Annotated in this window: 11 protein-coding genes; 3 read left to right on the forward strand and 8 right to left on the reverse strand. The window is 63.3% G+C overall.

Going from position 1 to position 14,195, the window contains the following annotated elements; all coding sequences use genetic code 11:
- Window positions 1-106: 106 nt before the first annotated feature.
- The 3 genes from R5R73_RS00695 to pnp all read left to right on the forward strand — a co-directional run bounded on the left by R5R73_RS00695 (window position 107) and on the right by pnp (window position 5,549).
- Complete coding sequence (locus tag R5R73_RS00695; RefSeq protein WP_322528488.1) at window positions 107-1,462, forward strand: enolase C-terminal domain-like protein; 1,356 nt, start codon at window positions 107-109, stop codon at window positions 1,460-1,462.
- A gap of 160 nt (window positions 1,463-1,622) precedes the next feature.
- Entirely contained in the window at window positions 1,623-3,200 is a 1,578-nt protein-coding gene (locus R5R73_RS00700) for an aldehyde dehydrogenase (NADP(+)) (RefSeq protein ID WP_071232332.1), read from the forward strand.
- Between the two features lie 219 nt (window positions 3,201-3,419).
- A complete protein-coding gene (gene pnp, locus R5R73_RS00705; RefSeq protein ID WP_322528489.1) occupies window positions 3,420-5,549 on the forward strand; it encodes a polyribonucleotide nucleotidyltransferase in 2,130 nt (709 codons plus the stop codon).
- A gap of 65 nt (window positions 5,550-5,614) precedes the next feature.
- On the opposite strand, the gene R5R73_RS00710 is transcribed toward pnp, so the two are convergent.
- The 8 genes from R5R73_RS00710 to gluQRS all read right to left on the reverse strand — a co-directional run bounded on the left by R5R73_RS00710 (window position 5,615) and on the right by gluQRS (window position 14,162).
- A complete protein-coding gene (locus R5R73_RS00710; protein ID WP_071232330.1) occupies window positions 5,615-6,640 on the reverse strand; it encodes an acyltransferase family protein in 1,026 nt (341 codons plus the stop codon).
- Window positions 6,641-6,793: 153 nt separating this feature from the next.
- Entirely contained in the window at window positions 6,794-7,750 is a 957-nt protein-coding gene (gene coaA / locus R5R73_RS00715) for a type I pantothenate kinase (RefSeq protein ID WP_322528490.1), read from the reverse strand.
- A gap of 317 nt (window positions 7,751-8,067) precedes the next feature.
- On the reverse strand, window positions 8,068-8,556 hold the full coding sequence (locus R5R73_RS00720) for a GNAT family N-acetyltransferase (protein ID WP_322528491.1): 489 nt from the start codon (window positions 8,554-8,556) through the stop codon (window positions 8,068-8,070).
- Window positions 8,549-9,424, reverse strand: a complete 876-nt coding sequence (panC, locus tag R5R73_RS00725) for a pantoate--beta-alanine ligase (protein ID WP_322528492.1) — start codon at window positions 9,422-9,424, stop codon at window positions 8,549-8,551. Before panC ends, R5R73_RS00720 begins: the two co-directional genes overlap by 8 nt.
- Window positions 9,424-10,215 (reverse strand): 3-methyl-2-oxobutanoate hydroxymethyltransferase, encoded by a 792-nt coding sequence (panB, locus tag R5R73_RS00730; protein WP_322528493.1) that lies wholly within the window; start codon window positions 10,213-10,215, stop codon window positions 9,424-9,426. The genes panC and panB overlap by 1 nt, the downstream gene beginning before the upstream one ends.
- Before the next feature lie 174 nt (window positions 10,216-10,389).
- Window positions 10,390-10,887: a 2-amino-4-hydroxy-6-hydroxymethyldihydropteridine diphosphokinase gene (gene folK / locus R5R73_RS00735; RefSeq protein WP_110636083.1), complete on the reverse strand. Its 498-nt coding sequence runs from the start codon at window positions 10,885-10,887 to the stop codon at window positions 10,390-10,392.
- On the reverse strand, window positions 10,880-12,310 hold the full coding sequence (pcnB, locus tag R5R73_RS00740) for a polynucleotide adenylyltransferase PcnB (RefSeq protein WP_276233067.1): 1,431 nt from the start codon (window positions 12,308-12,310) through the stop codon (window positions 10,880-10,882). The genes folK and pcnB overlap by 8 nt, the downstream gene beginning before the upstream one ends.
- A 961-nt stretch (window positions 12,311-13,271) precedes the next feature.
- Entirely contained in the window at window positions 13,272-14,162 is an 891-nt protein-coding gene (gluQRS, locus tag R5R73_RS00745; protein WP_110636105.1) for a tRNA glutamyl-Q(34) synthetase GluQRS, read from the reverse strand.
- Between the last annotated feature and the right edge of the window lie 33 nt (window positions 14,163-14,195).

Genomic DNA, 14,195 nt, shown 5'->3' on the forward strand with positions numbered 1-14,195 from the left:
ATGCGCTGATTGACAAGACGGGGCGGTCTCGAGACCGCCCTGGTTATCTCTGGGCGCTGGGCCTCGACTGTGCAGCGCGCGCCCGTATTGCCGACGGAGGATTTCAATGCCGAGTCATGGCACGCCTACCATCACCGATATGCAGGTCATTCCGGTCGCCGGTCGCGACAGCATGTTGCTCAATATCGGTGGTGCACATTCGCCTTACTTCACCCGCAACCTGATCCTCCTCGAAGACAGTGCCGGTAATGTCGGCGTGGGCGAAGCGCCGGGTGGCGAGACGATCCAGCGCTCTCTGGAGCAGGCGCGCCCACTGGTGATCGGCCAGCCCATCGGCAAGCTGCGCTCGATGGTGGCATCGCTGCACTCCGCCGGTCGTGGCGCCGATTTCGAGGATTTCGGCAAGGGTTCCTGGACCTTCGAGCTGCGTGTCAATGCGGTGGCGGCGCTCGAAGCCGCTCTGCTCGATCTGTTTGGCAAGTTCCTCGACGTGCCGGTGGCCGAGTTGCTGGGCGACGGCAAGCAGCGCGATAGCGTCGAGGTGCTGGGCTATCTGTTCTTCATCGGCGATGGTCACGCCACCCCGCTGGGCTATCGTCGTGGTACTGAGCGTCGCGGAACCGAGGACGCCAGCCACGACTGGTACCGCCTGCGCGACGAAGCGGCAATGACGCCGCAGCGTATCGTCGAGCTGGCCGAGGCGGCCCACGATCGCTACGGTTTCAGGGATTTCAAGCTCAAGGGCGGCGCGCTGCCGGGCGAGCAGGAAATCGAAGCGGTCACGGCGTTGCACAATGCGTTTCCCGAGGCGCGAGTGACGATCGATCCCAACGGCGCGTGGTCGTTGAAGGAGGCGATCCGCCTTTGCAAGAACCTGCACGGCGTCATCGCCTATGCCGAGGATCCTTGCGGGGCGGAGCAGGGCTTCTCCGGTCGCGAGATCCTGGCCGAGTTCCGCCATGCCACCGGATTGCCGGTCGCCACCAACATGGTGGCCACCAACTGGCGCGAGATGGCTCATGCACTGATGCTGCGTTCGGTCGACATTCCGCTGGCCGATCCGCACTTCTGGACGCTTTCCGGCGCGGTGCGTGTCTCCCAGCTGTGCCAGGACCATGGCATGACCTGGGGCTCGCACTCCAACAATCACTTCGATATCTCGCTGGCGATGTTCGCCCAGGTCGGGGCGGCGGCCGTCGGCCGCACCACCGCACTGGATACCCACTGGATCTGGCAGGAGGGCGATGCCCGCCTGACGCGCGAGTCGCCGCAGATCGTCGATGGCAAGGTCGCGGTGACCGACGCTCCCGGGCTGGGTATCGAGGTCGACATGGAACAGATCGAGCAGGCCAACGCACTCTATCGCAGCCTGCCGGCCGGTGGTCGCAACGATGCGATGGCAATGCAGTATCTGATCGATGGCTGGCAGTTCGATCCCAAGCGTCCGGCGCTGGTACGTTGAAATGGCCGTGCGGTGGACGCATGTAGTCAGGATTGCTCGGCGGGAACGATCCCGCTCGGTCACGATGTCGAGACACGATGCCAAAGCGGGTGAAAGACAAGTTGCATCCGGCCTAATGCCGGAAGATGAATGAGTATCCACCATCACTGCAGGAGGCAACATGAATCTGACAGGTGAAATGCTGATCGGTCAGCAGGCCGTCAAGGGTAGTCGCGATCCGATCCAGGCGATCAATCCGGCGACCAACGAGCGCTTGGATCCGAGCTATCCCGGTGGCACTCAGACCGAAGTCGATCGCGCCTGCGAACTGGCGTGGAGCGCCTTCGACAGCTATCGCGAAACCTCGCTGGAGGAGCGCGCCACGTTTCTGGAAACCGTTGCCGACGAGATCGAAGCGATCGGTGATGACCTGATCGAGCGTGCCGTGGCCGAGTCCGGCCTGCCGCAGGGTCGTATCCAGGGCGAGCGGGGCCGTACCTGCGGCCAGTTGCGCCTGTTCGCCAAGACCGTGCGCGCCGGCGAGTGGCTCGATGTCCGTATCGACCCGGCGCTGCCGGACCGCCAGCCGATGCCGCGGGTCGACCTGCGTCAGCGCCACATCGCGCTGGGCCCGGTCGTGGTGTTCGGTGCCAGCAACTTCCCGCTGGCGTTCTCCGTCGCCGGTGGCGATACCGCATCGGCGCTGGCCGCCGGCTGCCCGGTGATCGTCAAGGCGCACGGCGCGCATCCGGGCACTAGCGAGCTGGTGGGTCGCGCCATTCAGGCGGCGGTCAAGAAGTGCGGCCTGCCGGAAGGCGTGTTCTCGCTGATGTACGGCTCCGGTCGCGAAGTCGGCACCGCGCTGGTCACCGATCCGCGTATCAAGGCGGCCGGCTTCACCGGTTCGCGCAGTGGCGGCCTGGCGCTGTGGAAGGCGGCGCAGTCGCGTCCCGAGCCGATTCCGTTCTACGCCGAAATGAGCTCCATCAATCCGGTCTTCCCGCTGCCGGCAGCGCTGAAGGCGCGGGGCGAGGAGATGGGCAAGGCGTTCGTCGCTTCGCTCAACATGGGCGCCGGCCAGTTCTGCACCAATCCCGGGCTGGTGATCGCGATCAAGGGCCCGGAGCTTGATGCCTTCGTCAACGCTGCCAGCGAGGCGGTCAAGGGCAGCGCTGCGCAGACCATGCTCACGCCGGGTATCTTCGATGCCTACGAAAATGGCGTCAGTACCCTGGCAGGCAGTGGCAAGGCGAAGGAAGTGGCGCGCGGCCAGAAGGGCGAAGGCCCCAACCAGTGCCAGACCGGCCTGTTCCTGGCTTCAGCCCAGGACTTCCTGAGCAGCGATGCGCTGCAGGAAGAAGTCTTCGGTTCGACGTCGCTGGTCGTGGAATGCGCCGACGCGGCCGAACTCAAGCAGGTGGCCGAGCATCTGGAAGGCCAGTTGACCGCCACGCTGCAGATGGACGATGCCGATCTGGATGCCGCCAGGGCACTGCTGCCGATCCTCGAGCGCAAGGCGGGCCGTATCATGGTCAACGGCTGGCCGACCGGGGTGGAAGTGTGCGATGCCATGGTTCACGGCGGGCCGTTCCCGGCGACTTCCGATTCTCGCACGACATCCGTGGGCACCGCGGCGATCTTCCGCTTCCTGCGCCCGGTCTGCTATCAGGATCTGCCGGACGCGCTGCTGCCGGAAGCGATCAAGCATGACAACCCGCTGAAACTGCGGCGCCTGGTCGACGGCAAGCGCGAAGCGTAAGTCGTCGCCGGCAAGGCCGGGCCGTCGTCGATGGCCCGGTCGCCCAGAACAAGAACCTCTGCCCTCAGGGCAGGGGTTCTTGCGTTTGTAAGACGGCGCTTTCCGGCACCGGCCGACAGGAGACCAAGATTGGCCACTGGTAGCTCTATCCTTCACGAACGCCTAGAATGAGCGCCGAGTCAAACGACCCCAATGAATTCGACAAGTCAAGGAAAGCCCGTGAATCCGGTTCAGACCACGTTCCAGTACGGTTCGAGTACCGTCACCCTAGAAACCGGGCGCGTTGCGCGCCAAGCCACCGGCGCTGTGCTGGTCACCATGGACGACACTGTGGTGTTGTGTACCGTGGTCGGCCGCAAGGATCTCAAGCCCGGCCAGGATTTTTTCCCGCTCTCCGTGCACTACCAGGAGAAGACCTACTCCGTGGGCAAGATCCCGGGTGGCTTCTTCAAGCGCGAAGGGCGTCCGACCGAGAAAGAGACGCTGACCTCGCGTCTGATCGACCGGCCGATCCGCCCGCTGTTTCCGAAAGGTTTCATGAACGAAGTGCAGGTCATCTGCACCGTGCTCTCCGCCGATCGTAACCAGGACCCCGACATCGCCGCGATGATCGGCACCTCCGCGGCGCTGGCGATCTCCGGCCTGCCGTTCAGCGGTCCCATCGGTGCGGCGCGTGTCGGCTTCACGGAATCACGTGGCTATTTCCTCAACCCCACGGTCGAGGAACTGGACACTTCCGAACTCAACATGGTCGTGGCGGGTACCGACAAGGCCGTGCTGATGGTCGAGTCCGAAGCCCAGGAGTTGACCGAAGACGAGATGCTGGGCGCGGTGCTCTACGCGCATCAGGAAATGCAGGTCGCGATCGACGCGATCAAGTCTCTGGTCAGTGAAGCCGGCAAGCCGAAGTGGGACTGGCAGCCGGCCGCCGCCAACGTGGCGCTCAAGGAAGCCGTCGCCGGCAGCTTCGAGTCCGCCGTGGGCGAGGCCTATCGCATCACCGACAAGATGGCGCGCCAGGATGCGCTGGCCGAGATTCGCGCCAAGGCGATCGAGCAGCTGGCCAGTGGCGACGCGCCGCAGTTCAGCGCCGATGAAGTCAGCGGTGCGCTGGCCAGCCTCGAGAAGCACACCGTGCGTCGTCGCGTCATTGCCGGCGAGCCGCGTATCGACGGTCGCGATCACAAGACCGTGCGCCCGCTGGACATCAACGTCGGCGTGCTGCCGCGCACCCACGGTTCGGCGCTGTTCACCCGCGGCGAAACCCAGGCCATCGTCGTTGCCACGCTGGGTACGCTGCGCGATGCCCAGTTGATCGAGTCGCTGGAAGGCGAGCGCAAGGATCGCTTCCTGCTGCACTACAACTTCCCGCCGTACAGCGTGGGCGAAGCCGGCTTCATGGGCGGTCCCAAGCGTCGCGAGATCGGTCATGGCCGTCTGGCCCGACGCGGTATCCAGGCGATGCTGCCGAGCGAAGCGGACTTCCCCTACACCATTCGTGTCGTCTCCGAGATCACCGAGTCCAACGGTTCCAGCTCGATGGCTTCCGTGTGCGGTTCCTCGCTGGCGCTGATGGATGCCGGTGTGCCGATCAAGGCGCCGGTGGCCGGTATCGCCATGGGCCTGGTCAAGGACGACGATGGCTTCGCCGTGCTGACCGATATCCTGGGCGACGAAGATCACCTCGGCGACATGGACTTCAAGGTGGCCGGTTCCGCCAACGGCGTGACCGCGCTGCAGATGGACATCAAGATCGAAGGCATCAACGAAGAGATCATGGAGACGGCGCTGCAGCAGGCGCACCAGGCTCGTATCGGGATCCTCGACAAGATGAATGCCGTGATCGCACAGAGCCGTAGCGAGGTTTCCGACCACGCGCCGGCGATGCAGACGATCAAGATCTCGCCGGACAAGATTCGCGACGTCATCGGCAAGGGCGGTGCAACGATTCGTGGTATCTGCGAAGAGACCGGCGCCTCGATCGATATCGACGACGACGGCACCGTGCGCATCTACGCCGAAGACCGTGCCGCGGCCAAGCGCGCCATCGACACTGTGCTCGGGATCACCGCCGAAGCCGAAATCGGCAAGCTCTACCGCGGCAAGGTGGTGCGTCTGGCCGACTTCGGTGCCTTCGTCAACTTCATGCCGGGTACCGACGGTCTGGTGCACATCTCCCAGATCGTGCCGGAGCGCGTCAATGACGTGAAGGAGTATCTGAGCGAAGGCCAGGAAGTGACCGTCAAGGTGCTCGATATCGACAACCGCAATCGCGTGAAGCTGTCGATCAAGGAGATCACGCCGGAAGAGAAGGCTGCCTTCGAAGCGTCGCTCGCGATCGAAGAGTAATTCTTCGGCGCTAACCGAAACGCCCGGCCTGCATCACGCAGGCCGGGCGTTTTTTTATGCTGCGCTCATGCCGTAACGGTTCGAGGACGTAACGTGGGCAGATGACGCTTGAGCTGTCGCGAGAATGCCTTCTCCACGAACTCGTAGCTCAGCCAGGAACAGATCGCGATGACGGGCAGACAGATTGCCAGCGCCAGATAGGGGCTGAGCCCGAACTGTTCGGTCAGCACATAGTTGCCCGACCACAGCACGATCACGTGCAGCAGGTACGTCGAGTAGGACCAGTCTCCCATCACCTTGAAGATGCGGTTGTCACCGATGCGGGATTCCAGCCCGATGAAGGCGATCACCAGCAGTGCGCTCGGCAGGCCCCAGGCGAAGAACCGCGTAGCCCCGGCAGGATCGTTGTAGCAGAGAATCGTCGCGGTGCTGGCGAGCGCCAGCGCGATCGGCCACCAGCGCCCGCCGGGAATGCCGTAGCGCGAGTAGACGGCGCCGATCCCCAGCCCGAGCAGGAACTGGAAGATGATCGGATCGGTATAGAAGTTGCTGATGAACGGTTGATGCGCGAATAGCGTGTTGATGACCACGATGGCCAGCACCACGGCCCACAGCCGCCATTGGCGCTTGAGTACCAGCGAGGCGGCGAAGACGACATAGAACAGCATCTCGAAATTGAGCGTCCAGCCCACCGGCAGAATGGGGTAGTAGCCGTAGCCGGCGGGGTTTTCCGTCGGGATGAAGAACAGCGACAGCAGCAACTGCTTCAGGCCCAGGCCATACTCGGGCATGACGTCGCTGGCGAAGTAGATGACCAGCGCGGTAATGGCAGTATAGAGCCAGTAGGCGGGAACGATGCGGACGACGCGATGCAGCAGAAACTGCGGCATCGTCAGCCGTTTGCCGCGACTCGAGACGTAGATGACGAAACCGCTGATGACGAAGAAGATATCCACACCCACCTGACCGCGGGTGGAGAACAGGTACTCGACCCAGTTGTCGGCCTCGAAGCCGAAAAACACCTGCATGAAGTGGTGAAACACGACGATCCACGCCGCCAGAGCTCGTAGCGCCTGTACCGAAATCAGCATCCCTACTCATCCTTGCCATGAACTCCCAAGACGCACTATGGGAAGGATAAGGAGGAAAAAAGTTCGCTGAATTTACACAAAATAACAAAACGGTGTTTCGATTCGATAGGGCCGGCCATGAGGCGGCAGCCAGCCGGCCCTCGATCGAAGCGTTTACAGCTTGCGCAACGCGACCTGTTCCACCAGATGATCGTGACCCTTGCGCAGGATCAGATCGGCGCGGGGGCGCGTGGGGAGAACGTTCTCGCGCAGGTTGCGACGGTTGATGTCCCGCCATAGCCCTTCGGCGATCTCGAGCGCTTCCGCTTCCTCGATCTGGGCATAGCGGTGAAAGAACGAGTCGGTGTTCTGGAAGGCGGTCTGTCGCAGCAGCTTGAAGCGTTCCAGGTACCAGGCGTGAATATGGTTCTCCTCGGCATCGATATAGATCGAGAAATCGAAGAAGTCCGACACGAACGGCACCATCTTGCCGTCTTCCGGGAGATCGCGAACCTGCAGCACATTGATCCCCTCGACGATCAGGATGTCGGGGCGGTCGACCGTCTGGTATTCGTGCTCGCGCACGTCATAGGTCAGGTGCGAATAGAGCGGCGCCTGGACGTTGCGGGCTCCCGCCTTGATCCAGGAGAGAAAGCGCAGCAGGGCGCCGATATCGTAACTCTCGGGAAAGCCCTTGCGCGCCATCAGTTCCTTGTCGCGCAGTACGGCGTTGGGGTAGAGAAAGCCGTCGGTCGTGACCAGGTCGACCTTGGGGCTGGAAGGCCAGCGCGCCAGCAGCTCCTTGAGAATGCGCGACGTGGTGGACTTGCCCACGGCGACGGAACCGGCGATGCCGATGATGAACGGCGTCTTCTGAGTGTCGTCGATGTCCAGAAAGCGCTTGCGCTGGGCGTAGAGTCGCTGGCTGGCTTCGACGTAGGAAGAGAGCAGGCGCGACAGCGACAGGTAGATCCGCCGGACTTCGCCCAGATCGATCGGATCGTTGAGCGAACGCAGCCGCTGCAGTTCCTCGGCGGAAAGCGTCTGTGGCGTGTCGGCGCGAAATTCGGCCCACTGCTCGGCCGTGTAGAACTGATACGGAGAGAAGGGGTCCGGTCTCAATTGGTTCATCGGGTCTCTTTCACTGTCGTGCCGGCGGCGTCACCTGAACGCTGCAGGGGCTAGGGTCTGTTGACGTTTCAGCGCGAACCGCGTTGCTGCGCCAAATGGCGCCAGGCCAGATACGGGATGCAGAGAAGGGTGGTTCCCTTTTCCAATCCCGTAACGCCGCATGACGCCATTTGCCGCGCAACCCGAAGGGCCGGGCCAGTTTTTGCACGGTGCTGCGTTATTCGTCGTTCATTTGAAATGGCCAAACTACTCTCCTCATGTCTTGCCCCGCACAAAAACTGGCTCCGGCGCGGCCGTGCATGAAACGTCAACAGACCTTAAAGATCGGTATTGTCGACATCCGTGACAAATTGTCTCAGCTGCATGGGCTGAATGCCACGCGTATCGACCGCGCCCTGTTCGACGAAGCCCAGGCGATGATAGAGATCGATCGCGGGCTGGTTGTCGGTGAAGACATTGAGCGTGACGTGCTCGGCGCGACGCTGCCGTGCTTCCGCCAGCAGCCGGCGACAGAGTGATTCGCCCAGCCCGCGGCGCCGATGGGCTGGCGAGACGATGATGCGGGCCAGATGGTAGCGGCGCTCGCCCTTGATGACGAGCTGGCCGAAGGCGACCGGCTCGCGTTCCGCGACGAGGCAGAACGAAGGCAGGCCGCCGCCATCGATTTCCCGCCACAGCGTGGGGCCGTCCGTCGGCCACGACAGGCCGGGTCCGGCCCAGCGTTCGAGAGCCTTCGATGACTCGACCCATTCGGCGATGGGCGTCAGGTCCGTCGGCAAGGCCGGCCGCCAGTGCATATCAGCCATGGCGCGCGCCGGCTTCAGGGGAGGGAAGCGTGACGGCGAGGTTGTCGATCAGGCGTGTCGAGCCGAGATGGACCGCGCCCAGCAGCCGGCCTTCGTCATGCCTGGCAGCGTCGAACGGCGCCAGCGATGGCCCCCTGAGCTCCAGGTAGTCGAGCCGAAAGCCGGCCTCCTGCAGCGCTTGCCCGGCTTCCGCCAGGGCGGCAGCGGGCGACTGGCCCCGGGCCAGCGCGTCGCCACAGCGTGACAGCGTTCGGTAGAAGGTGGGTGCCAATGCCCGGTCGCTAGAGGAGAGATAGCCGTTGCGGGAGGAGAGCGCGAGGCCATCTTCGGCACGAACGGTGGGGACGCCGACGATCTCGATCGGGAAGTGCAGATCGGCGACCAGCTTGCGGATCACCGCTAACTGCTGGAAGTCCTTCTCGCCGAAACAGGCGATATCGGGCTGGACGAGATGAAACAGCAGGGAAACCACCGTGGCGACGCCATCGAAGTGACCGATACGGGTGCCGCCGCAAAGCCCCTCGGAGACATCGGGCACGTGAACCTGGGTCTGCGTTTCCAGCCCGTTGGGGTAGAGCGTCTCGACGGCGGGGGCGAACAGCAGGTCGCAGCCGCGCGCCGTCAGCAGCTCGCGGTCACGGTCGAGCGTGCGCGGGTACTGGCCGAAATCCTCGCCGGCTCCGAACTGTAGCGGATTGACGAACAGCGTGGCGACCACGACATCGGCCAGCGATCGTGCCCGGTCCACCAGCGTCAGATGGCCTTCGTGCAGATTGCCCATGGTCGGTACCAGCGCGACGGATCGCCCCGCCATGCGGTGCTCCTGCAGCTGCTCGCGCAGCGGCGCAATATCGTGCAGCGTCTGCATCAGAAACAGTGCTCCTCGGCCGGGAAACGGCGGGACTTGACTGCTTCGTCATAAGCGCGGAACGCGGCTTCGATGCTCTCCTGGCCCGCCAGGAAGTTCTTGACGAAGCGAGGCACGTAGCCGCTGTTGAGCCCCAGGGTGTCGTGCATGACCAGAATCTGGCCATCGACGTCCGGCCCGGCACCGATGCCGATGACGGGCACGCCGACGGCCTCGCGCACTGCACGCCCCACGGCCCGGGGCACGCATTCGAGCAGGATGACGGCGGCGCCGGCTTCCACCAGCTGGCGCGCGTCCGCGACGATACGTTCGGCATCGTCGGCTGCCTTGCCTTGCACCTTGAAGCCGCCGAGCTGATGAACGCTCTGCGGCGTCAGGCCGAGATGGGCGCAGACCGGCACGCCGCGACGGGAGAGTTCGCGAATGCCTTCGGCCATCCACGCCTCGCCCTCGATCTTGATCAACTCGGCGCCGGCGCGCATCAGTTCGCCGGCATCACGCAGCAACTGGCCGATATTGGCGTTGCTCATGAACGGCAGGTCGACCATCAAAAGGCTTCGCTGCTTGCCCCGCGCCACACACGCCGTGTGATAACGAATGTCCTCGAGCGTCACCGGCAGGGTACTGGCATGGCCTTGTAGCACCATGCCCAGCGAATCGCCGACCAGCAGTACATCGATCCCGGCGGTATCGGCACAGTGTGCCAGGGTGGCGTCGTAGGCGGTCAGGCAACTGAAGGCTTCACCACGAGCCTTGCAGTCGCGCAGCGTATCGAGGGTAACGCGCTTCATGCTCTCTACTCCCAAGAACGACTAGTCCCGCTCGCTGACAGAGCGTCCATGTCGCAGTGGTAGGGATGGGCGGCGACATGGCGCCCCCGCAATGGCAATGCGGAGCAGAGTGTAATGGGTTGTCGACAAGACGCAACACGACGTTGGCGGCAGGTGAGGCCCATGACGTTGGATTCAGTCGTTCAACCGATGCAGCGTCTGGTCCGTGAGGCGTGCGGCAAGCGCCAGCGGCGTTTCGCCATCGAGAGATAGCGTCGGGGCGATTTCGGCGAGAGGCTCGAGCACGAACCGGCGACGCGACATTTCGGGGTGAGGAAGCGTCAGGCGTGGCGTGTTTCGCTGTAAGCCCGCGTACCAGAGGAGATCCAGGTCCAGCGTACGCGGCCCCCAATGGCGCTCGCGTATCCGTCGATGACGCTGTTCGAGCGCCTGGAGCTGATCGAGCAGCGCCAGCGGTGAAAGCCGGGTACGGATGGCGGCAACGGCGTTGATGAAGTCCGGCTGATCCTGAGGACCGATGGGGGCGCTGGCGTAAAGGGAGGAGTGCGCGACGCATTCGCTCAAGGGCAGCGACGCCAAGGCCGAGAGCGCTCGCTCGAGCTGATCCCGTGGCGCTTCGAGGTTGCTGCCCAGGCCGATGTAGGCCAGGGCATGATGCTCGCGCTCAATCATCCAGCGTCGGTGGTGTCGGCTTGTTGGTCGGGCGCCGGCGTTTGCGCGGACGGCGTCGGCGTGGCTTGGGGGTCGGTCCGGCCGGATTGCCGCCATCGGTATTCGCCAGCAGCTGGCGCTGACCCTCTTCGTCGGCCTGCTGGAATTCGGTCCACCATTCACCGAGCCCCGGCGCCAGTTCGCCGGCTTCCTCTCGCAGCAGGAGGAAGTCGTAAGCGGCGCGGAAGCGGGGATGCTCCAGCGTCTGGAAGACTCGACGGCCCCGGCGGCGGGGCAACTGTTGTTGGAGATCCCAGATATCGCGCATCGGCATGCTGAAGCGCTTGGGGATGGAGGTGTGCTGCAACTGGCGGCTGATGACCTGTTGCGCGGCGGCCTGCTGGGCCGGGACTGCCGGCAGGTCCTGCTCGTGGGCGACACGCAGGGTGCGTTGCTGTACGCAGGGCCACAGCAGGGCGCCGAACAGGAAGGCGGGTGTTACCGGGCGCTCCTGAGCGATACGGGCATCGGTATTGGCCAGCGCCTGCTCGATGAGCTTGACCGCCCAGGGATGCTCCTCGAGAACCTCGTCGCTTTCCGGGAACAGCATGGCGAACAGGCCGTGTTCGCGCAGCACCCGGAAACTCTGCACCGCATGGCCGGAGAGGAACAGCTTGAGCACTTCCTCGAACAATCTTGCCGGGGGGATCTGCAAAAGCAGCGGCGCCAGCTCGCGAATCGGCGCTTCGGTCTCTTCGGCAATGCGGAAATCGAGCTTGGCGGCAAAGCGCGCGGCTCGCAGCATGCGTACCGGATCTTCACGATAGCGCGTCTCCGGGTCACCGATCAGCCGGAGTACGCGGTCTTCCAGATCCTGAAGGCCGCCGGTCCAGTCGTGAATGGCAAAGTCGGTGACGCTGTAATAGAGCGCATTGACGGTGAAGTCGCGACGAATCGCGTCCTCTTCGACGCTACCCCAGACGTTGTCGCGTAGCAGCAGACCTTCATCCGACTGCTGGCTAAGGTTGCCGGTATGCTCTTCGCCGTGGCGGCCGCGGAAGGTGGTGACTTCGATGACTTCGCGGCCGAAACGCACATGAACGATACGAAACCGCCGGCCGATGATGCGCGAGTTGCGAAACAGCTGGCGCACTTCGTCCGGCGTGGCATTGGTGGCGACGTCGAAATCCTTGGGGCGGTTGCCGAGCAGCGAGTCGCGAATGCAGCCGCCGACCAGGTAGGCGTCGTAACCGGCGCCGTTGAGCCGGTAAAGCACCTTGAGCGCGCTCTCGCTGAGGTTCTGGCGCGAGACATTGTGTTCGTCGCGAGGCAGGACTTGTCGGGTGGGCGTAGTGTCTTCGGTCGCTGACGCGGATTCCGGGCCGAAGAGCGTCTTCAAACGTTCACCGGGACGCTGGAGAAAACGGGAAAATCCTTTGAACATGCGGCGAAATCGACTCGCAAGGTAGCAAAACTCCAGTGTAGCGGAGCCCGGAAGGCTTGCAAAGGCAGCGAGGTCCGCGTCTTTGCCCAGGCTGCCGGCTTTACGTCGCCAAGGTGGTCATGGAGCAGGCGACAGTAGGTCGCCACGGAACGGACGATAGTAGATAGTAAAAGGGGAGGCCCGATGGGCCTCCCCTTAAGATACTTCGCAACGTCCATGCCGCTTCTTCTTGTTCGTGATGGCGCATCGCCTTGAATACGCACCACAGTCGCTGAACGATAGTGCAGTCACTGGCTTGTCGTTGTCAGCCTTGCTGTGTAGCGACCACCTCGTATTCAAAACAATAATCCAACCACGACAGGCAATGCCCTTTCTCGGTTCTTGTTGTTGTTCCGAGAAGTCTTCGGATCACGGGGAGGCTTGTTGTTGTTGCCCCGTCGATGAAGAGCGTCGCGTCCTGATTTTGCGTCGGCTCGAGAACGATTGTTATTGTTCGTGTTCTCGTTCGCACTTGGCTGATCTTGTTGTTGTTGAGCCAGTGGCGATCTGCCTTCCTAGTTCGAGTGCCATATTGTCGTTGTTATGGGCACTTCGGGAATCTCGATCGACGGTTGTCGTTGTTGGGGCCGATCGTCATCCGCTGTTGTTTTTCTTGTCTTAGTTACTGCACTTGCCGTGCCACTCCGTATTTTTCTTATTGATATCAATAACTTGAATTCATCCGGTTGTGCCAATGCCATGGGGTGAGCCGGGTCATGACGGGTCCGATGATTCATGAAAGGGCATCCGAGACCGATCATGCCTATTTGTGGTGCATCCCCCCACGGCGCAATGGCGACAGGGTGGCGCAAAACGGCGCGATTTTCGCTTAGACAATAGTCTTCAATCGAAGGGTGAAGTGGCTTTCAGCGGTCTGGAGCGAGGACGTCGGTTGCGATGGAGACATGAAAAGCCGCCTGGATCAGCGATAGTCGCGGGTCGGCCTTGCTGACAGCCTCTCGGGCGCCCAGTGTTGGCAGGCATGTGCCAGTTGCTGGGAAACCGGCGCCTCGCGCAGCTCGGATGGCGGCTGCTGGTCCAGCAGCTGTAGCGCCCGGTGAAGCAGCGGAGGGGCCAGCTCGGGCTGATGGGGGATGGCGGTCGCAAGATTCTGCTTGGAGAGTTTCTGGCCGTCCTCTCCCAGAATCAGCGGCAGGTGCAAATACCGTGGTTCCGGATACGCCAGTGCCGTCTGAAGCTGACGCTGCCAGGGAGTATTGTCGAGCAGATCGTAGCCGCGAACGATATCGGTAATGCCCTGATCCGCATCATCGACCACCACGGCGAGCTGATAGGCCCAGAGGCCATCCTTGCGCTTGATGACCACGTCGCCCTGAAGCGTCGGGTCGTGGCACTGGTAGCCGAACAGCCGGTCCTGCCAGATCACCGGTTGAATGCCCTTGTCGGTGCGCAGTCGCCAGGCCTGCGGGCGTTCGGGATGCCGTGGACCCTGGCGACACCAGCCCGGATAGTGGCCGTAATCCTGCCACTCCCGGCGCGAACAGCCACACGGATACGCCATGCCGTCGGCGACCAGCCGATCCAGCGCCGCCTGGTACGCCTCGCCACGATCGCTCTGGTAGCGGACTTCGCCGTCCCACGTCAGGCCGAATGCTTCCAGTTGGCGGCGAATGATGTCGTCGGTGCCGGGCGGGCAGCGTGGCGGATCGATGTCCTCGATTCGCAGCAGCCAGCGGCCGCCGACAGCCCGGGCGTCGAGCCAGCTACCCAGGGCGGCGACCAGCGAACCCAGGTGCAGTGGCCCCGAGGGCGTGGGAGCGAAGCGTCCGATGTAGCGTTGGGGGGAGATCATGGATGTCAGCGACAATCGATATCCAGAGGGGAA

The organism is Salinicola sp. LHM, assembly GCF_034479735.1.
Taxonomy (GTDB): Bacteria; Pseudomonadota; Gammaproteobacteria; order Pseudomonadales; family Halomonadaceae; genus Salinicola; species Salinicola salarius.

Bases quoted from the DNA above. Each gene is read 5' to 3' on its own strand.
- panC (WP_322528492.1), bottom strand. From the start codon at position 9,424: ATGCAGACGCTGCACGATATTGCGCCGCTGCGCGAGCAGCTGCAGGAG.
- panB (WP_322528493.1), bottom strand. From the start codon at position 10,215: ATGAAGCGCGTTACCCTCGATACGCTGCGCGACTGCAAGGCTCGTGGT.
- gluQRS (WP_110636105.1), bottom strand. From the start codon at position 14,162: ATGATCTCCCCCCAACGCTACATCGGACGCTTCGCTCCCACGCCCTCG.
- R5R73_RS00720 (WP_322528491.1), bottom strand. From the start codon at position 8,556: ATGGCTGATATGCACTGGCGGCCGGCCTTGCCGACGGACCTGACGCCC.
- pcnB (WP_276233067.1), bottom strand. From the start codon at position 12,310: ATGTTCAAAGGATTTTCCCGTTTTCTCCAGCGTCCCGGTGAACGTTTG.
- R5R73_RS00695 (WP_322528488.1), top strand. From the start codon at position 107: ATGCCGAGTCATGGCACGCCTACCATCACCGATATGCAGGTCATTCCG.
- R5R73_RS00710 (WP_071232330.1), bottom strand. From the start codon at position 6,640: ATGCTGATTTCGGTACAGGCGCTACGAGCTCTGGCGGCGTGGATCGTC.
- folK (WP_110636083.1), bottom strand. From the start codon at position 10,887: ATGATTGAGCGCGAGCATCATGCCCTGGCCTACATCGGCCTGGGCAGC.
- coaA (WP_322528490.1), bottom strand. From the start codon at position 7,750: ATGAACCAATTGAGACCGGACCCCTTCTCTCCGTATCAGTTCTACACG.
- R5R73_RS00700 (WP_071232332.1), top strand. From the start codon at position 1,623: ATGAATCTGACAGGTGAAATGCTGATCGGTCAGCAGGCCGTCAAGGGT.